At 64.3% G+C, this 17,708-nt stretch carries 21 protein-coding genes and 1 tRNA gene; 13 read left to right on the plus strand and 9 right to left on the minus strand.

All coding sequences use genetic code 11. The features are described from left to right. Window positions 1–195: 195 nt before the first annotated feature. Window positions 196–2,325 carry a hypothetical protein gene (locus AC1RBA_RS00005; RefSeq protein WP_070289273.1) on the minus strand — a complete coding sequence of 710 codons (2,130 nt, stop codon included), beginning with the start codon at window positions 2,323–2,325 and terminating at the stop codon, window positions 196–198. On the opposite strand from AC1RBA_RS00005, the gene AC1RBA_RS00010 reads away from it, so the two are divergent. Together AC1RBA_RS00010 and AC1RBA_RS00015 are read left to right on the plus strand one after the other, a co-directional pair. Continuing rightward, window positions 2,320–2,625 carry a hypothetical protein gene (locus tag AC1RBA_RS00010; protein WP_139142988.1) on the plus strand — a complete coding sequence of 102 codons (306 nt, stop codon included), beginning with the start codon at window positions 2,320–2,322 and terminating at the stop codon, window positions 2,623–2,625. The genes AC1RBA_RS00005 and AC1RBA_RS00010 overlap by 6 nt on opposite strands. Next, window positions 2,603–2,679, plus strand: a tRNA-Arg gene (locus AC1RBA_RS00015). The genes AC1RBA_RS00010 and AC1RBA_RS00015 overlap by 23 nt, the downstream gene beginning before the upstream one ends. Before the next feature lie 55 nt (window positions 2,680–2,734). Here AC1RBA_RS00015 and AC1RBA_RS00020 read toward each other — a convergent pair. Further along, window positions 2,735–3,607: a helix-turn-helix domain-containing protein gene (locus AC1RBA_RS00020; RefSeq protein ID WP_492415924.1), complete on the minus strand. Its 873-nt coding sequence runs from the start codon at window positions 3,605–3,607 to the stop codon at window positions 2,735–2,737. Window positions 3,608–3,722: 115 nt separating this feature from the next. Between AC1RBA_RS00020 and AC1RBA_RS00025 the strand changes: the two genes are divergently transcribed. Both AC1RBA_RS00025 and AC1RBA_RS00030 read left to right on the plus strand, forming a co-directional pair. Further along, window positions 3,723–4,682 (plus strand): phytanoyl-CoA dioxygenase family protein, encoded by a 960-nt coding sequence (locus AC1RBA_RS00025; RefSeq protein ID WP_070289275.1) that lies wholly within the window; start codon window positions 3,723–3,725, stop codon window positions 4,680–4,682. Window positions 4,683–4,774: 92 nt separating this feature from the next. Further along, entirely contained in the window at window positions 4,775–5,920 is a 1,146-nt protein-coding gene (locus AC1RBA_RS00030; protein ID WP_070289276.1) for an alpha-hydroxy acid oxidase, read from the plus strand. On the opposite strand, the gene AC1RBA_RS00035 is transcribed toward AC1RBA_RS00030, so the two are convergent. From AC1RBA_RS00035 to AC1RBA_RS00050, 4 genes are all read right to left on the minus strand, one after another. Further along, window positions 5,917–6,423: a P-loop nucleotide/nucleoside kinase family protein gene (locus tag AC1RBA_RS00035; RefSeq protein WP_070289277.1), complete on the minus strand. Its 507-nt coding sequence runs from the start codon at window positions 6,421–6,423 to the stop codon at window positions 5,917–5,919. The genes AC1RBA_RS00030 and AC1RBA_RS00035 overlap by 4 nt on opposite strands. A gap of 194 nt (window positions 6,424–6,617) precedes the next feature. Beyond that, window positions 6,618–7,424 (minus strand): DUF6624 domain-containing protein, encoded by an 807-nt coding sequence (locus AC1RBA_RS00040; RefSeq protein ID WP_492415925.1) that lies wholly within the window; start codon window positions 7,422–7,424, stop codon window positions 6,618–6,620. Window positions 7,425–7,434: 10 nt separating this feature from the next. Next, the gene (locus tag AC1RBA_RS00045; RefSeq protein ID WP_492415927.1) at window positions 7,435–8,094 is read right to left on the minus strand and encodes a hypothetical protein; all 660 of its coding nucleotides are present in this window, start codon (window positions 8,092–8,094) and stop codon (window positions 7,435–7,437) included. A gap of 9 nt (window positions 8,095–8,103) precedes the next feature. Continuing rightward, window positions 8,104–8,871, minus strand: a complete 768-nt coding sequence (locus AC1RBA_RS00050; protein WP_230504636.1) for a CPBP family intramembrane glutamic endopeptidase — start codon at window positions 8,869–8,871, stop codon at window positions 8,104–8,106. Between the two features lie 179 nt (window positions 8,872–9,050). On the opposite strand from AC1RBA_RS00050, the gene AC1RBA_RS00055 reads away from it, so the two are divergent. The 7 genes from AC1RBA_RS00055 to AC1RBA_RS00085 all read left to right on the plus strand — a co-directional run bounded on the left by AC1RBA_RS00055 (window position 9,051) and on the right by AC1RBA_RS00085 (window position 13,948). Next, the gene (locus AC1RBA_RS00055; RefSeq protein WP_492415929.1) at window positions 9,051–9,614 is read left to right on the plus strand and encodes a GNAT family N-acetyltransferase; all 564 of its coding nucleotides are present in this window, start codon (window positions 9,051–9,053) and stop codon (window positions 9,612–9,614) included. After that, window positions 9,611–9,958 carry an SMI1/KNR4 family protein gene (locus tag AC1RBA_RS00060; protein WP_492415930.1) on the plus strand — a complete coding sequence of 116 codons (348 nt, stop codon included), beginning with the start codon at window positions 9,611–9,613 and terminating at the stop codon, window positions 9,956–9,958. Before AC1RBA_RS00055 ends, AC1RBA_RS00060 begins: the two co-directional genes overlap by 4 nt. An 18-nt stretch (window positions 9,959–9,976) precedes the next feature. Then, window positions 9,977–10,516 carry a GNAT family N-acetyltransferase gene (locus tag AC1RBA_RS00065; RefSeq protein ID WP_492415932.1) on the plus strand — a complete coding sequence of 180 codons (540 nt, stop codon included), beginning with the start codon at window positions 9,977–9,979 and terminating at the stop codon, window positions 10,514–10,516. Further along, window positions 10,513–11,217, plus strand: coding sequence for a response regulator transcription factor (locus tag AC1RBA_RS00070; protein ID WP_492415934.1), 705 nt, complete (start codon window positions 10,513–10,515; stop codon window positions 11,215–11,217). The genes AC1RBA_RS00065 and AC1RBA_RS00070 overlap by 4 nt, the downstream gene beginning before the upstream one ends. Continuing rightward, window positions 11,210–12,433, plus strand: a complete 1,224-nt coding sequence (locus AC1RBA_RS00075; protein WP_492415936.1) for a sensor histidine kinase — start codon at window positions 11,210–11,212, stop codon at window positions 12,431–12,433. Before AC1RBA_RS00070 ends, AC1RBA_RS00075 begins: the two co-directional genes overlap by 8 nt. Window positions 12,434–12,508: 75 nt before the next feature. Further along, on the plus strand, window positions 12,509–13,384 hold the full coding sequence (locus AC1RBA_RS00080; protein ID WP_492415938.1) for a CE1 family esterase: 876 nt from the start codon (window positions 12,509–12,511) through the stop codon (window positions 13,382–13,384). Between the two features lie 60 nt (window positions 13,385–13,444). Then, entirely contained in the window at window positions 13,445–13,948 is a 504-nt protein-coding gene (locus AC1RBA_RS00085; RefSeq protein WP_492415940.1) for a DUF1993 family protein, read from the plus strand. A 3-nt stretch (window positions 13,949–13,951) separates the two neighbouring features. Here the strand turns inward: AC1RBA_RS00085 and AC1RBA_RS00090 are convergent, their stop codons facing one another. The 3 genes from AC1RBA_RS00090 to AC1RBA_RS00100 are packed head-to-tail and all read right to left on the minus strand — an operon-like array spanning window position 13,952 to window position 16,337. After that, window positions 13,952–14,407 (minus strand): hypothetical protein, encoded by a 456-nt coding sequence (locus tag AC1RBA_RS00090; RefSeq protein WP_492415942.1) that lies wholly within the window; start codon window positions 14,405–14,407, stop codon window positions 13,952–13,954. Continuing rightward, a complete protein-coding gene (locus tag AC1RBA_RS00095) occupies window positions 14,404–15,381 on the minus strand; it encodes a D-2-hydroxyacid dehydrogenase (protein WP_492415944.1) in 978 nt (325 codons plus the stop codon). Before AC1RBA_RS00095 ends, AC1RBA_RS00090 begins: the two co-directional genes overlap by 4 nt. Beyond that, a complete protein-coding gene (locus AC1RBA_RS00100; protein ID WP_070289287.1) occupies window positions 15,378–16,337 on the minus strand; it encodes a LysR family transcriptional regulator in 960 nt (319 codons plus the stop codon). The genes AC1RBA_RS00095 and AC1RBA_RS00100 overlap by 4 nt, the downstream gene beginning before the upstream one ends. Before the next feature lie 148 nt (window positions 16,338–16,485). On the opposite strand from AC1RBA_RS00100, the gene AC1RBA_RS00105 reads away from it, so the two are divergent. Next, on the plus strand, window positions 16,486–16,698 hold the full coding sequence (locus tag AC1RBA_RS00105; protein ID WP_162995731.1) for a hypothetical protein: 213 nt from the start codon (window positions 16,486–16,488) through the stop codon (window positions 16,696–16,698). Beyond that, window positions 16,695–17,555: an alpha/beta hydrolase gene (locus AC1RBA_RS00110; RefSeq protein WP_230504654.1), complete on the plus strand. Its 861-nt coding sequence runs from the start codon at window positions 16,695–16,697 to the stop codon at window positions 17,553–17,555. The genes AC1RBA_RS00105 and AC1RBA_RS00110 overlap by 4 nt, the downstream gene beginning before the upstream one ends. Window positions 17,556–17,708 lie beyond the last annotated feature (153 nt).

Below are 17,708 nucleotides of genomic sequence, written 5' to 3' on the forward strand. Positions count from 1 at the left end.
CGGCTGTAGCTCAGCTGGATAGAGTACTTGGCTACGAACCAAGGGGTCGTGGGTTCAATTCCTGCCAGCCGCACCAGTATCAGCAGTAGTGAAAAAAACCCGGAAAGTTCGCTTTCCGGGTTTTTTTTCGTCCAGCGAAAGGCAAGCCTGCAGCGCGCCGCCCCCATCGCGGCGCGCTGCAGTGGCCGGGCCCCGTCAATTCGGGTAAGGCTGGCCCGACGACGCCTGGTTGCCCAGGACGATGGTGGTCACCCACAATCCGCCGCTTGTCACGGGACCGGTGAACTGGAACAGCGAGGCGCCGGATTGCGCCGGGTCCGCCACGTTCGAGGCCAGCGCATTGAGCCCCGAGGTCGTGAACGTGCACGAGGTTTCTTGTCCAACTGCATTTTGCTCCGCGTTCAGCACCGGCGTGGTGTTATTGAACAGATACAGGCCGCAATTATCCATTTTCGAGCCGTAGGTGGCCGACTGCGTGTAATTGAAGGTCACCGCGCCATCGAGCAGGGCGGCGGCCGGGATGGACGACAGTTTCGCCGGCGTGATGCTGGTGAGCGTGGCGAACAGGCTGGCCTGGTTGGCCTTGGCAAACGCTTTCGACAGGGGCACGGCATTGATCTGGAACGGGAAGGCGCTGACGGCGCCATTCGGCGTTTTCAGGGTCCACACGTAGATTTTTCCAGGCGCCACTTTCGTTTCGTCGATGCAAGCCGTACCCGCGCCCAGGCCCGGCGTATTGGCGGGCAGGCTGGCCAGGTCCTGGCAGCTCTGGATCGCTTCCGCGTTATTGTAGAAAGTGCTGGCGGCGCCATTGCTGTCGGCCACCCGCATGTGGGTGTAGCCGGTGGCCGGCAGGATCAGCTGCAGTTTGCTGCCGGCCGTGCCCGGTATCTGGAAGTCGCCGAACGTCGTCAGGCCCGGTCCCCGCACGTCGATCTTGTTGACGGCCGGATTTTCCTGCAGCACGGTGTCGAGCTCGACGTGGGCTGCCCATTCGCGCGCAAAGCTGGCCGTGCCTGCAGCATCGAAGTTGCGCTGGATGCGCGCATTCATGTGCATGTCCAGGTGGCCGCTGCCGGCCAGTTTCCAGCCGCCGGCGCAGCCGCTGGTGTCGCCCGTCTTGACCAGCTTCCAGTTGAGCATGCCCGCATCTGTTCCTATGCGTAACTGTACCCATGCGCTGCTGGGCTTGCCTGAAGTAAAGGCGATGGCCGTCGCCCCGGCACCGAGGCGATTGCCGATGAAGTCGGCGACGCGCGTCGTCGAAGTGCTGCTCGCGGACGTCAGCGTGGCGATTTCATCGGCGCTCAAAGGCTGCATGCTGACGCTGGCCAGGCCCAGCGCCTCGATCGTCAGGCCCGCATGGGCAGCCTGGTCCGCGCTGCTCAGGGCGGACACAATGTCGGCCTTGCCCACCGCCGCGCCCATGTTGAAGCTGCTGTCGATGAACGGCGACACGGCCGCCGCCGACGGCACGACGAAGCCCGTCTTCGGATACAGGGCGCTGAGTGAGGCCATGCAGGCGCGGATTTCCGGCAAGACAGTGGCCGCGGCCGTCGCCTTGGCCAGGTCGGCGTCCGATGGCGGCGTCGCTGCCGGTATCGTCGGCGCGCCGCCGGCGGCGGCCGGCAGGGTCACGCTGCCCAGCGCGCTGTTGGTGGCGATCAGGGTGACGGTGGCCATGGCGCCCTGCGCTTCCGCGGGCGCGACGAGGATCTGGTCCAGCACGGCGTCCATGCCCGTGCCGTTGGCAACAAAGGCACCCGTCAGCGGATTGGTATTGCCGGTATTAATCGGTTTGATCATGGCGACGACGGCGGCCACGGCCGCATCGAGCCGTTGCTGCGTCGCGGCATTGGCCAGGGCCGAGGTGCAGGCGGCCGATACCGTATTGGCGACGGGGGCGCAGACGGCGGCCAGGGCCGTGCCGCCGGGCTGGCCCGACGCCGTGGAGACGATCAGGTCGGTCAGCGGCGTGATGTTGACGGTTTGTCCCGCCGCGGTGGCGATGGAATTGAGCGTCACCTGCTTGCCGCCGGACGAGCCGGTGATGCTGAGGAAAAACGGCGCCGTCATGCCGGCCACGTCCACCGTAAATGCCCCGCCGGCGCCGGTATTGACCGCCGTGGAGACTTTGCCCTTGCTGTCGATGGCCACCACGCTGCCCGAGATGGGCGCGCCGACGGCGGCAGTGCCGCTGAGCGTCGTTGCCGGCGGCGGCACGACGGGCGGAGCCGGGTCGGCGGGGCTGCTGCTACTGCCGCCGCCACAGGCGGCAAGAAGGAGGGTGGCCGCGCAGGCGGCGGCCAGAGGCAATTTATGCAAGTTTATTTTCATGACATCCCCTTGGTATTTTTTTTGGAATTACTGCTAGTAAACATTCTCAAAGTTTTCCATGAATTGCAATTTATTTTTCTTGAATGCGTTCATAATGGCCAATCAGTCATCAGCGTGTCGGTTTTGCGCCGCAATCAGAACATCAATGTGATTAAAAATGCAAGTGGCGGGGCGGCCGGTGAAAAACCGGGGAGGGCGTCAATTGTGAAATATCGCCGCCACGCCCTTTGCCATTCTGCAAAGCCCTGCTATAATCTTGTCTTAGGCGGCTGTAGCTCAGCTGGATAGAGTACTTGGCTACGAACCAAGGGGTCGTGGGTTCAATTCCTGCCAGCCGCACCAGAATATCGGGGATCAGATTGTAAAATCTGATCCCCTTTTTCGTTTCCGAACGGATTTACGATAGGTCTTTGACGCCGCGCCGGTATTGCAGGCGAAACGCGCGCGGCGTGACGTGCTTGGCGGCGCGGAACTGGCGGTTGAAATGGGCGAGGTTGCGGTAGCCCGCCTCTTGCGCGATGACGGCGATGGCGAGATTGCTCTCGATCAGCTGTTGGCAGGCGCGGCCGATGCGCAGCCGCGCCAGGTACGCGCCCGGCGTGCAATGCGCGTGGCGCTTGAAACAGCGGTGAAACGCGCCCAGCGACAGGGCCGCCCGCTGCGCCAGGCTCTCCAGTGCGATCTCTTCCCGGAAATGCGCGTGCATGAAATCGAACACGCCGGCCATGCGTTTTTGCTGCCCATCGGGCAGCGGCGCCTGCGCCGTCGAGGCCAGCGGCCGCGCGCCCGTATCGCCCGCCAGGTCCAGCAGCACGTCGAGCAGCAGCGGCAAGCGCTGCGGCACGGGCAGGGCGTTCAGTTGCAGCAGTTTATCAGCGCTGCGCGCGCTCGTGTCCGCTGAAAAATGCAGGGCAGGGCCGGCGCGTGCCGCCAGTTGCCGCAAGCTGAGCAACTCGGGAAAACAGGCCGCCAGCCGCTCCAGCCACTCCAATGAAAACCATACGACGACGGCCAGCATCGGCTGGCTGCTGTCGATGCGCTCGCTGGCCGACCACGTGTGCGGCAAATTCGGTCCCAGCAGCACCAGGTCGCCCGGTTCGAAGTCGCCGAGGTGGTCGCCGATGTAGCGCTGCCCCCGCGCATTGATCGTCAGGGTCAGCTCGAACTGCGGGTGGTAATGCCAGATGAAGGGAATGGTGTCGAGTTCGCGCCACAGCAAGCCCCAGGAGTGGCCGGCCGGGATCGTGACTTGTTCAAATAAAGGCGTCATTGTGACGTTTGAAGCGTATGAATAGTCAGGATAGTATCAGTATTGGCCGCTTGGCGCGCATTTCAGCCTGCCATGCCATCGCACAATCTGTCTCACACCAACACAGGAGACAGCGATGCAAGAAGATCGATATCAATACGGCGAAGACCGTCCCGGCAACCCGTCCGTGGCCTACACGGAACAGACCCAGCTGCGCGACATACAAAAACAGCTGCCCCTGCGCGTGCTGTCCGACAGCGATTTCCTGCACTGGCAAACCTATGGCTACGTCATCGTCAAGGATGCGGTGTCGCCCGAGCAAGTGCGGCGCACGACAGATTTCCTGTGGGAATTCCAGGGACTCGACCAGCATGACCCCGCCACCTGGAACCGGGAGCAATTGCGCGACCATGCGATGAAGGAACTCAACGGCTCCGGCATGGTCGAGGCCTATCACAACCAGACGCTGTGGGATAACCGCCAGACCCAGCGCGTCTACGACGCCTTTGTCGACATCTGGGACCGTCAGGATTTGTGGGTGACGATCGACCGCGCCAACCTGAACACGCCCAACCATGGCAAGCGCAAGTTTGGCGGCTTCATCCACTGGGATGCGGACACCACGCTCGACCCGCTGCCCGTCAACGTGCAGGGCGTGCTGGCCCTGTCCGACACCTCGCCCGAGAGCGGCGGTTTCCAGTGCTATCCGGAGCTGTTCAACAACTTGCTCGCATGGCGCAAGACCGTGCCGGCGGATCGCAACCCGTGGCAGCCGGACCTGGCGACGGTGCCGTACCCGATGGAATTCATCGCCATGCAGAAGGGAGAACTGCTGATCTTCAACAGCCTGCTGGCGCACGGCATCCGCCCGAACACGTCGACGGACCAAGTGCGCCTGGCGCAATATATTTCCTTTACGCCCGCCCAGCAAGACAACCAGGCCTTGCGCGACTGGCGGGTGCAAAGCTGGCGCGAACGCAGCGCACCGCAGGGCTATGCGTTTCCCGGCGACCCCGAGGACAAGGAAAAGCTGCGCTATCCGCAGGCGCGCTTGAGCGAACTGGGCGAGAAGATCCTCGGCGCGCGCGACTGGTAAGCGAAGCGCCATCCGGCAGGCTTGCCTGCCGGATAGACAATTACCGGTAAATGCACGATCATGGTCCGACTAGCCATCGACCGAGGAAACGCATGAGTATCATCACCTGCATCGAAGACTTGCGCGTGCTGGCCCAGAAACGGGTGCCACGCATGTTTTACGACTACGCCGATTCCGGCTCCTGGACGGAATCGACGTACCGCGCCAACAACAGCGATTTTGCCAAGATCAAATTCCGCCAGCGCGTGGCCGTCAACCTGGAAAACCGCAGCCTGGCCTCGACCATGGTGGGGCAGGCCGTCTCGATGCCGGTGGCCCTGTCGCCCACGGGCTTGACGGGCATGCAGCATGCGGATGGCGAAATCCTCGCGGCCCAGGCGGCCGAGCGCTTCGGCGTGCCGTTCACCCTGTCGACGATGAGCATTTGCTCGATCGAGGACGTGGCGGCGAACACGAGCAAACCGTTCTGGTTCCAGCTGTACGTGATGAAGGACCGCGAATTCATCAACCGCCTGATCGACCGCGCCAAGGCGGCCAAGTGCGGCGCGCTCGTGCTGACGCTGGACTTGCAGGTGCTGGGCCAGCGTCACAAGGACTTGCGCAACGGCCTGTCGGCGCCGCCGAAACTGACCATACCGAATATCCTCAACATGGCCACCAAGCCGCGCTGGGTGGCGGGCATGCTGGGCACGAAACGCCGCGGCTTCGGCAACATCGTCGGCCACGCCACGTCCGTGTCCGACATGTCGTCGCTGTCGGCCTGGACGCAGCAGCAGTTCGACCTGAGCCTGTCGTGGGCGGACGTGGAATGGATCAAGCAGCGCTGGGGCGGAAAACTGATCATCAAGGGCATCATGGACCCCGAAGACGCGCGCCTGGCCGTCAACAGCGGTGCCGACGCGCTGATCGTCTCGAACCATGGCGGGCGCCAGCTCGATGGCGCGCAATCGTCGATCGAAGCCTTGCCCGCCATCGTCGACGCCGTCGGCAGCCAGATCGAAGTGCACATGGACGGCGGCATCCGCTCGGGCCAGGACGTGATCAAGGCCGTGGCCTTGGGCGCGAAAGGCGTGTACATCGGCCGCCCATTCTTATACGGCCTGGGCGCCATGGGCGGCCCGGGCGTGACCAAATGCCTGGACATCATCCGCAATGAACTCGATCTGACGATGGCGTTTTGCGGCTTGCGCGACCTGCAGCAGGTGGATAAAAAAATCCTGCTGCCGGGGACGTTTTAAGCGGCAATCCGCACGATATCAAAGCCTTCCGAGGCGTCGGGCGGCGTGAAGTGGCGCGTGATTTCATCAAATTGCGCGTCGCTGGTGGAGAACGGGTGCAAGCCGCTGTCATTGCGCCGGCGCAAGCGCGCCTTGCATTCTTCATCCGTCACGTCGAGGTAGTGCAGCACGTGCGGCACGCGCGCCTGCTGGAACAGCTCGCGCATCCAGGCGCGGCTGGCGGGCGTATTCGCGGGGAAATCGAGCACGACGGACACGCCCGCCCGCAGCATCTGCAGGGCCAGAGGCGCGATGGCCGCGCGCAGCCGCGCCGCGCAGGCCACATAGTCGGCCAGGCTGGCGATCTGGCCCGGATACAGCTGCGCCAGCAGGGTGTCTTCGCTGATGCGCACGGTATGCGGCGCTTGCGCAAGCTGGCTGGTCAAGGTGGATTTGCCCGAGGCAATCTTGCCGCACACGAGGTGCAAGGTGGGGATAACGGGGGTGCTGGAAGTGGTGTGCATGGTCGCTCGCTGAAAGTGAAAACAAAGCCTGCGAGACGTCTTGATTGTTTGTTGCCGATCAAAGCCGCCTTGCAGGCGGCTTGGTCAATGTCATTCCTGTCCAGCCACCATGTGTGAAATGGCGGCAATAATCGATGGCAGGGGCGGGAATGGCGATGGCATGGCGCAACGATGCCATGCGACGGTTGGCGTTGTCAATTGTCCTTTTCGAATAACTGTCGGTACTGCGCATACGGTTCCATGCCCATGCTGGCGCGGCGCTGCTCCAGGCGCTGCGGATCGTCGATGGGGAAGGGCACCGTCTTGCCGGTGCTATCCGTGCGGAACTGGCTGCCGTACAGCTGCGGCAGCTTGTCATTGCTCAAGTCGCGGTCGATCGCCAGTGCCAGCTTCGAGGGCGTGATCTCTCCCCGTGCCGCTGCCGCGCGCATCAGCGGCAGGCTGCTTTTGAGGAAGGCACTGGAGCCATGCTGGGCGATCAGCCAGGCGCTGCCCGCCGCCTTGTAGCCGACCATCGTTTGCGTGGGCCAGCCCTTGCTGGCGATGATGTGCCGCAAGCGTTGCTCGCGTGCTTCATCCGTGGCCAGCATGCGCTGGCGCGTGGCCAGGTCCGGCCCCGTTGGCGGGAATCCCGCGCGCAGGGCCTGGTCTTCCTGTTCCATGGTCCGCAATTCGGCTGCCAGCGCCGCCTCGGGCACCGCGGCCGGATACAGCAGGAAGTCCAGCGCGCCCGCCGTGGCCACGCTGAAGATGAGCTTGGGTTCCGCTTCCCAGCCGGGCGATTGCAAAAGCAGTGCCAGTGTGCCGCCTTCCGGTACATCAATGCGGTAGCGGCCATTTTCGACCGTGCCATGTATCTGCGGCTCGCCGTGCATGCGCTCGGCAACGATGCTGATGGCTTGCGGCAGCGGCGGGCCGTTGCTGCGGATGGTGCCGCTCAGTTCGAAGGCGCCCGCATGGACGCTCCAGCACAGCAGGATGGCAAAGCTCAGGCGTGGCATGGGAGTCCGTTCATGCATGGTGGATGTCGAGTTTGCTCCATACATCTTGGAACGCGGTGTCATCGAGCAGCCGCGCATGCGGGTCGTCTGCCTGGAACAGGCCGCCGATCAGCATGTCCTGGATGGCACCCGTGAAACCGCCATACGGCGAGGCGCGTCCCCACTGACGGTGCGTATGGGCGAAGACGACGGCACCTTGCTGCGCGGCCAGTTGTGCCAGCGCTTGCCGCAAGGTGGCGGCCGCTTCCGGGCCCATGTCCGTGGCGATGGCGCACACCAGGCGCTGGGTGAACTGCAAGGGCTTGCCTGCCAGTCCCAGCAGCGATTCATTGGCCAGGGCCAGGAACACATCGGGCGCCTGGTCGTCCTTTTCGCAGACGGTCCAGGTGGGCGCCCATGCTTCCAGGCTCATGAAGCGCGCTTGCGTCGTGGCCGGCGTGTGCGTCCACTTCGCGTGCGATTTGGCGTCCCAGCCCAGGCGGCCAAAGGGAATCGGCTTGCCCTTGGGATTGTACTGATGGCTGCGCACGCCGGCCTTGCCCCGCGCCTGCGCCATCAGGCCGTCGAGGCTGGCGGCAAACGGCGTCCATTGCGCCGCATCCCATAGCGGTATGGCATCGGGCGCGGCCAGCAGCAGGAATACCTCGTAATCACGTGAAAAAAACGCCATGCACAGTCCTTATCGTTGCAGTTGAGATATGGCGGCCCGCTGGCTGGGGCGCAGCAGGTAGACGCCGTACAGGCACAGGGGCAGCACGGCCAGCAGGGCGATATACGGCAGGATCGATGCGCCATCCTCGGCCGGGTGCGGCAAGGTGGCCGTCACCAGCGCGTAATCCCACAGTCCATGCACGAGCACCATGGGCCAGATGGAGCGGGTGCGCAGGCGGATGGCCGCATAGCCGACGCCTTGCAGGGTGGCGGCCACGGCTTGCCACAGGGCGCCGCTGACGTCGCCCGTGGCCAGGCCGTTGGCCGTATGGGCCAGGCCGAACAGCGCCGAGGACATCAGGACGGCGGGCCAGACGGCGTAGCGGTCCAGCATTCCTTGCAGCAAGATGGCGCGGAACATCAGCTCTTCCGAGACGGCCACCAGCGCCGCATTGCAGGCGACGATCAGCAGCACGCGCGGTTGCGGCCAGCCGCCGGCCCAGGCCAGCAACAGCATCAGCAGCGCATACAGCAGGGGCGGCGAGGCGAGCCACACCGTTTTCCACGGCTGCGGCGCGCACAGGCCCGCTTCGCGGGGCCGGCTGGATGCCAGCAGCAGCGCCAGTGCGAACACGGCGGCCAGCGCCCACGACAGGCCGATACGGCCGGTGACGGCGGCGCCCGGCAAGGCGTAGCCGGCCGATTCCAGCCAGCGGCCGCCCATGCTCAAGCCCAGCCAGACGGACAGTGCGCCCAGGGCAAGCGGCATGGTGAGGTGGATTTTAGGGATGGACATGGTCGGCTTCGGTGTTGGCTGCGTGTTTTACTGCGTGCATGAGCGGATCATGAAGTTGCATCAATGATATGGTCGAAATATTGCCATATTACATTAAAAGCACCGTCACAAAATTGCCACTTCGTTATAGTTGCATGGAATAATAAGCATTCGTCCGTTTGCCGCCAGACTGGAGCGCCATGACTTACAGCAAGACCATCACCACCGAACGCCTGATCCTGCGCAAGCCGCAGCCATCCGATGAGGCGGCCCTGTTCGCCATGCATGCCGATCCCGACGTGATGCGCTATTTCAGCGAGCCGCCCTGGGACGATGCCGGCCGCGCCGCGCGCCAGATCGCCGAGGACAGCGCCGCCTTCGAGAACGAAGAGTTCTTCCGCTTCGCCATCGAACTGCAGCAGACGGGCGAATATGTGGGCAGCTGCACGCTGTTTTCCGTGCACCGCCAGAACCGCCGCGCCGAGATCGGCTACGCGCTGGCGCGTCCGCACTGGGGCCGTGGCTATATGCACGAAGCGCTGTCGGCGCTGATCGAGTACGCGTTTGTCGAGCGCGACCTGAACCGCCTGGAAGCCGATATCGACCCGCTCAACGCCGGTTCGGCCAGTGCCCTCGAGCGCCAGGGTTTTAACAGGGAAGGCTTTTTGCCGGAGCGCTGGATCGTCGGCGGCCATGTCAGCGATTCGGCACTGTACGGCTTGCTGCGGCGCGAGTGGGAAGCGCGGCGCAAGGATGCCGCGTGAGCGGGCAAGCGATCGACGCGCTTGAACGCTGGCTGGGTGCCCCCTTGCCGGCGTATTACCTGCGTTTTCTGCAGCATGGGCAAGAGAGCATACGCGGCGAACAGGTATTGCTGTACGGCGTGGACAGCTTACGGGAACGCAATGAAACGTATGAGACGCAGCAATTTTGCCCCGGCTACATGACCATCGGCGACGACAGCGGCGGGCGCGCCGTCATGCTGGCGCTCGATGGCGTTGACCGCGCCGTGTACCTGGTGGACCATGGCTCGATGCAGCGCGGCGATTTCGAGCGGGCCGCCGATGATTTCGCCGCCTGGCTGGCCGCCGATTGCCCCGTCGATTGACTATTCCATGAGTAAACGATGAAACCGGCTGATTTGCCCTGTTCCACCCATCCCCTCGTGACCTTGCGCCCACTGGAACGCAGCGACGCGCCCGCCTGGTATGCCTACCTGGCCGACCCTGTCGTCGTCGAGCACACGAGCTGGGACGTGCGCGGCATCGACGATTTGCAAGCCAATTTCGATGATTACGCGTCGGCCCAGCCGGCTTCGCCCATGCGCCTGGCCGTCGTGCTGCGCGACGGCGGCCAACTGGTGGGCACCATCGGCTTGAATGCGATTTCTCCGCAGCACCGCACGGCCGAAATCGCCTACGACCTGGCGCCCGCCGTGTGGGGGCAGGGCGTGGCCACGTCCATTGTCCAGTCCATGCTGGGCTGGGGTTTTCAACGCCTGGGCTTGCTGCGCATCCAGGCGACCGTGCTGGAAAGCAACGAGCGTTCGCTGCGCGTGCTCGAACGCTGCGCTTTCGAGCGGGAAGGCTATTTGCGCTGCTACCGGCAAATCCGCGGAAGATCGGGCAACTTCTGGCTGTATGCGCGCCTTGCCGGTATTCCATGAGCAAAGCGCCCTTGAGCATCCTGCTGGTGGAAGACCACCTGGCCATCGCGCGCCAGGTGGTCGACTTCCTCGACGGCCTGGGCTGGCAGACGGACCATGCGGGCACGGGCGCGCTCGGTGTCGCGCTGGCCACGCGCAACACTTATGACGTGGTGCTGCTGGACCTGAACCTGCCCGATATCGATGGCTTGCAGGTGTGCCGCGCCATCAAGGCGGCCGCGCCCAGCAATGTGCCGATTCTGATGCTGACGGCGCGCGACTCTTATGAAGACAAGGCACGCGGCTTTCGCGACGGCGCCGACGACTATCTGACCAAGCCCTTCGACTTGCGCGAAGTGGCCTTGCGCTGCGAAGCGCTGGCGCGACGGCAGCAGCTGCACGTGCACCAGGAAATGCGCGTGGGGCCCTTCACCTTGCAGACGCGCGCAGGGCGCGCCTTGGTCGGCGACGTACCGCTGCCGCTGACGCAGACGGTTTTTAAAATTTTGCTGCTGCTGTGCCGAGAACATCCGCATGCCGTATCGCGCTCGGCCTTGCTGCAAGCCCTGTGGGGCAGCCAGCCGCCCGACAGCGACGCGCTCAAATCGCATATCTACGCGTTGCGCAAGCAACTGGAGTTGCTTGGCGCGGCGGGTGTACTCGTGACCATCCCGCAACTGGGCTACCGCCTGGCCTTCGATGCGGCGGCCGGCGATGGTTAGGTCGATCCGGCAGCGCCTGTTTGCGGCCCTGGCCGGCTTCACCGTCCTGCTGTGCCTGTGCTACACGGGCCTGGCGCTGGTGATCGCCTACGTGACGGAAGACATGCTGGTGCAGCGCCTGCTCGAGCGCGAAGCGGCGGTGGTCAGCCAGCGCTTGCGCCAGCACGGTGAGCTTACGCCGTCTGGCAGCGACCTCATCACGGTTTATGGCCGCTACCTTGACTTGCCTCAAGCGGTGCGCGCACACGTGCCGCCGTCTGCCCCGCACGGGGAAGTGTTCACGACGACGGGCCAGCATTATCACGTGCTGGCGCTGGACCTCGTTGCCGCCGGCCAGCCGCAGCGCGCGTATCTGCTGGCCGACGTGGCGCCCGTGCTGGTAGTGCAGCGCCTGGTGCGGGAGGTGGGCGGTGTCGTCGCTGGCGTGGCGCTGGCGCTGATCGCCCTGGCCTTGCTGCTGGCATACTGGCTGGCGCGGCGCCTCGTGCTGCCCCTGCAGCGCCTGGCCCGGGAAGCGCGCCAGCTGGCGCCCGGCGGCGCCGTCCATTTCAGCGAGCGCGATCGTCCCGACGAGATCGGTTTCCTGGCGCGCCGCCTGGAAACCGCGTTTGCCGAACTGCAAACGGTGTTGCGGCGCGAACAGGCATTCGCGCGCGACGTCAGCCACGAACTGCGCACGCCGCTGACCTTGATGCACAACGGCTTGGCGCTGGCCGGCGCGCAGCCTTTGACGGCAGACGGGCAGGCGCAGCTGCACCAGGGTGTCGACGACATGCGCGCCACCATCGAGGTGCTGTTCGCGCTGGCGCGGGCCGAGCAACTGCCCGGCGACGTGATGGAGCTGCGCGCCTGCATCGAGCAATGCCTGCTGCGCCTGCTCGACGAACATCCGTGGGACGCCAGTCTGCTGACCCTGGACTTGCCCGAGCGCCTGGAGGTCGTCGGCAATCCGCAGTTGACGATGTTGCTCATCAATAATTGCCTGGCAAATGCCCTGTTCCATGGCGGCCCCGCTTGCCGCATCAACATTGCGTTTGCGCAAGGCCGTCTGAGCATCGGCAATACCGTGCCGGCGGGGCAGCTGCGGCGCGTCCAGGGATTTGCGCACGGACAAAGTTTGCTGGGGCGCGTGGCGCAAGCCATGCGCTGGGATATCCGTTTCCATCCGGGCGAGGCGCACTATCGCGTCGACATCATTCCCCTCCAGATACGATAAAAAGCAGGGAGATTTCACCGCGATTTCACCGGCGCCTGCGTAAGCTGCAAGCTCTTGATGAATGGAGAAAACCGCATGAAGTTTCTTATCAGCCTGCTGGTGCTGGCGTGCACCAGCCTCCCCGCACTGGCGCAAGTGAGCAGCCTCGTCCACAAGGAGGAAAAGCGCCGCTACATCGTCTATACGCCGGAGGCGTATCAAAGCCAGCCCCAGCAGACCTTTCCCGTCGTCTTCAATTTCCATGGCGGCGGCATGAGCATGGCGGAACAGATGCTGTACACGCAAATGAACAAGGCGGCCGAGCGGTACCGGTTCATCGTCGTCTATCCGCAAGGCATCAAGCAGGACTGGAACGTGGGCTTCGGCATGGATTACCTGGCCGGCACCGATGACGTCGGTTTTACGCAAGCGATATTGAGCAAGCTCAAGCAGGATTACCGCATCGATGACAAGCGCGTGTATGCGACGGGCCTGTCGCGCGGCGGTTTCTTTGCCCTGCGCCTGGCGGCGGAACTGCCTCAGCATTTCGCCGCCGTCGCCTCGGTGGGCGCTCCCATGCCGGAACCCGTGCTGCAGCATCACAAGCAGAAGGACAAGGTCGGCATGCTGCTGATACAGGGCATGGCCGACAAGGTCGTGCTGTTTGAGGGCAAGGCCGCCGGCTACCTGTCGGCCGAAGGCACGTACGATTACTGGCGCAGGCACAACGGCATCGACGGCGCCACGCCGCAGCCGCGCCTGATTCCCGGGCCTGCGGGCGACGCCACGCAAGTGAGTTGGCTGGAGCAGGGTGCGGGCGGCGCCAAGGTGGCCTTGCTTGCCGTCAAGGACGGTGGCCACACGTGGCCCGGTGCCGACGCTTTCAATGTTGGCCTGCCCATCGGCAAGACCACGCGCGCCGTCGATGCGAATGAGGTGATGTGGGAATTTTTCAGCAAGCACCGGCGATAACGCTGCGGGGACGCGGGTGCCTGTGGCACACTCTTGTCATCTTGAATCTTGCACAAGGAAATGATGAACAGCCACCCCGTCGCCATCTTTTGCCGCTCGCTGGGTCAGTTGTCGGCCATGCTGGACAAGCTCGAGGCCCAGCCGCAGATCCTGGCCGCGCGGCTGCACCCGGACATGCTGCCGTTCGCCCAGCAAGTGCGCGCGGCCGTAAGCTTTTCGCTGCGCGGCTGCTGCCCGCTGGCGGGGCTGGAGGTGGCCGATTTCAGCGGCGCCGCCAGCCTGCAGGAACAGATCGCGCAGACCATGCGTTATCTCAAGGCGATTCCCGTGGAGCGCTTCGACGGGCCGCTTGAGCGCATCTGCCGCGACCGCGCCGGCTTTGCCGACATCGCGCTGCCGGCCGGCGAGTATTTGAATTTGTACATCTTGCCGAATTTCTACTTTCACTTCAGCATGGCGTATGCGATTGCCCGCAGCGGCGGCGCGGCCATCGGCAAGGGCGATTTCGATGGCTATCATGCGTATGCGCCGGGTTTCAGTTTTGAGCGTCCCGCCGCGCCGTAAGGCCTACAGCCCCGCTTCCTTCCAGGCAGACAGCCCCAGCCGCTTCAGCAGCCGGCCCGACAGCCCGCAGCTCCAGCAACTGATCTGGATTTGCCGGTGCCGCCCCTGGTCCGCATGCCAGGCTCGCTCGGCGTAATCGAGCAGTGCCTCGCTGAGCGGGGAATGGTCGGCCACGGGCGGCAGTCGCGACATCAGTTCGAACACGCCGTGCGTCGTCTCCCTGATCTGCAGCAAACCGGCCAGCAGCGCGCGCAGCACGGCACCGTCGATGTTGGTACTCGCTTGCGTGAAACGCTGCTGCCAGCACAGGTTGCGCGCTTGCCACAGCGCCAGCAGCGCGGGCACGTCGGCCGTCCGCAGTTGCCCGATCAGTTCGTCCGCCTCCTGAAACAGGTCGAGGCGGTCGTATTCGTCGCCGTCCAGCCCCAGCAGTTCATCGAGTTCGTGCAAGACGTTCATGCCACCACGTTCACGGGAGCGCCGCGCTCGAACGCTTCGATATTGCCGATCAGAATGTCGGCCAGCTTTTGCATGGCCTCGCCGCTGGCCCAGGCCGTGTGCGGGGTGAGGATGAAGTTGGGTAGGCGCAAGTTCAACAGCGGGTTGTCGGGCGACGGCGGTTCCTTCGACAGCACGTCGAAGCCGGCGCCGGCGATCACGCCACGGGTCAATGCGTCGGCCAGCGCCGCTTCATCGACGAGGCCGCCCCGCGCCGTGTTGATCAGCAGCGACGTGGGCTGCATGCGCGCCAGCTCTTGCTCTCCGATGATGTTGCGCGTCTTGTCCGTCAGCGGCAGATGCATGCTCAGCACGTCGGAGCTGGCCAGCAGTTCGTCGAAGCTCACTTCCTTTACGCCGTCTTCCTCGATCGGGGAACGGTTGTGGACGATCACCTGCATGCCGAAGGCGCGTCCCAGCTGGGCCACGGACTTGCCCAGCGCGCCGTAGCCGAGCAAACCCAGGCGGCTGCCGGCCAGGTCGCGGATCGGGTGGCCGAACAGGCAGAAGCGGTCGGACTTCTGCCACAGGCCCGCTTCCACGTCCGCGCGGTAGGCGATGAGCTGGCGGCGCAGGGCCAGCATCAGGGCCAAGGTGTGCTCGGGCACGGTGGCGCGCGCATAGTCGCGGATATTCGCGACGATAATGCCCCGCGCGCGGCAGGCGGCCAGGTCGAGGATATCCGTGCCCGTGGCGGCCACGGCGATCATTTTCAGGTCGGGCAGCTGCGCCAGTTCTGCCGCGCGCAGCGGCACTTTATTGGTGATGGCGATGCTGGCGCCTTGCAGGCGGGCTACCGTCTGCTCGCTGCCCTTGGTATGCGGATATTCTTCCCAGCTGTGGGCAAAGGCGGGCGGGCGCACGGTGGCGATCAGGCTGTCGCGGTCGAGAAAGACGATGCGGTGCGGGTGCGGCGGTGTGCTTGCTGCGGTCATGGCTGGGCCTCGGTCAGGGCGGCACGCGCGGGAAGGGTGCTCTTGCCCTTCAGCTGCGTGGCCGGGTGGTTGGTAAACATGTCGGCGACCCATTCGACGAATACGCGCACCTTGGCGGACAGGTGGCGGTTGGGCGGATAGATCACGTGGATGGGCAGCGGGTCGGATTCCCAATCGCCCAGCAATTCCACCATTTTGCCCTGTTCCATCAGGGGCGCAAGCATGAAATGCGTCATTTGCACGATGCCCAGGCCCGCCAGGCCGGCCGCCGCGTAGGCGTTCGAGTCGTTCAGGGCGATATGGCTGGGCATGGACATCTGGATGCGTTCGCCGGCACGCGTGAAATCCCAGTCAAAGGTCTTGCCCGTCTTGGCGGAGAAAAAATTCACGCCCCGGTGCTGCGCCAGATCGTTCGGGTGCAGCGGCGTGCCATAGCGCGCCAGGTAGCCGGGCGCGGCACAGGTGATGAAATGCAGCACGCCGACCCGGCGCGCGATCAGGTTCAAATCGCCCAGTTCGCCGCCGCGCACGGCGCAGTCGACGCCTTCCTCGATCAGGTCGACGGGGCGGTCGCTGCAGCCGAGTTCCAGCGAGATATCGGGGTAGCGGGCGAAGAAGTCGGGCAGGGCGGGGATGATCAGTTCGCTGGCCAGGGCCGTGGGCGCATCCACGCGCAGCCGTCCGCTGGGGCTCAAGCGCGTGCGCGACAGCGATTCCTCGGCTTCGCGCACGTCCGACAGGATGCGCACGCAGCGTTCGTAATACGCGGCGCCGTCGGAGGTGATGCTGACGTGGCGCGTGGTGCGGTTGAGCAACTTGACCGACAGGCTCGCTTCCAGCGACTGGATCAGGGTCGACACGGTGGCTTTGGGCAACTGCATGTTTTCCGCCGCGCGCGTAAAACCGCCCGCATCGACGACTTGGATGAAAACTTCCATGGCTTGCAGCTTGTTCACTTGATTTCCTATCACTTTCTGCGTGATTATTCAGAATCCTGAACAATCAATTCGGCATTGCACTCTTTATCAGATTGTAGATCAAGTCTATAGTTGTTGTACTGCAGCATAAATGTGATGCCGCAGGAAGTACAACAGGAGAAACATCATGGGTCATCGGAATGGAAACTTTGCAGTATTCGCCTTGGCGGCGAGCCTGCTTGCTCTGGCCGCGATGGTATCGACGGATGCCTACTCGCTGGCGGCGCAAAGCGAAGCCAGCGCTTATAGCGCCCTGACCCATGAAGTGGGCGGCGTCGCCCTGTTGTGCCTGAACGACGCGGTACGCGATGTGGCGGTGCAGCCGGTGGTGGCGCAATGAGCATTGCCGACACCACGGCCGAACTGGCACCTGGCCAGGCGCTGAAGATACGCGACATCCAAGTGCAGGGCGCGCAGGATGCGCTCGGCGCGCGCGTCTACACGGCCGGCGTGCCGGGTGCCAAGCAGCCGAACCTGATGGTCTTCTTCCATGGCGGCGGCTTTGTGGCCGGCGACCTGGACGACGCGGACGACTTCCTGCGCTGCCTCGTGCTGAGCAATCCCGACCACGTGGTGCTGGCCGCGAACTACACGCTGGCGAAGGTGCGGCCATTCCCCGCCGCCGTGGAAGACGCGCATGCCGTGCTGCTGTGGGCGAAAAAGAACAAGTCCAAGCTGGGCTGGACGGGCAAGCAGATGGTGGTGTCGGGCATCGAAGCGGGCGCCAACCTGGCCGCCGTGTGCGCCATGATGTCGCGCGACCGGGGCGGGCCGCCCCTCGCGGGCCAGGTGCTGATCATGCCCATGCTCGACCCCGGCCTGTCGACCTGCTCGATGCGCTCCTTGCCGACCTGTCCGGACCTGGCCGAAGTGGCCGACCAGTGCGCCGCCGCCTACCGCGGCTACCTGCCGAATGCCGCTGACCGTACCCATCCGTACGCGTCGCCATTGCAGTCGAGCCGCCTGAAGAACCTGCCGCCAGCCTTGATCTTGTCCAGCGAAGATGACCCATTGCGCGACGAGGCTGAACAATACGGCAGTAAATTGATCGCCTGCGGCATCAAGACCACCGTGCGGCGCATGGCCGCCGCGCCGCTGCAAGACGCGACCGCCCGTAATGAATGCGCCTGCAAGGTGCAGGTATTGAGCGAAATTAGCAGTTTCGTCGCCGGACTGGGGCAGGAGCCCGAGTCATAAAGCCGCCATCTGCGGCACTGCAAAAAAATTACACTAATCAGTTTACTTTTTGAGTTTCGGTTGCTACACTACGCAGTGTAGTTCCCTTCCTGTCTGCGTTGTGCGTTCGCACAGCCAGCTTCGTCGTCCCCGTCCGCTTTCAAGCAGCTGGCG

The organism is Janthinobacterium sp. GW823-FHT03B06 (genome assembly GCF_058796955.1).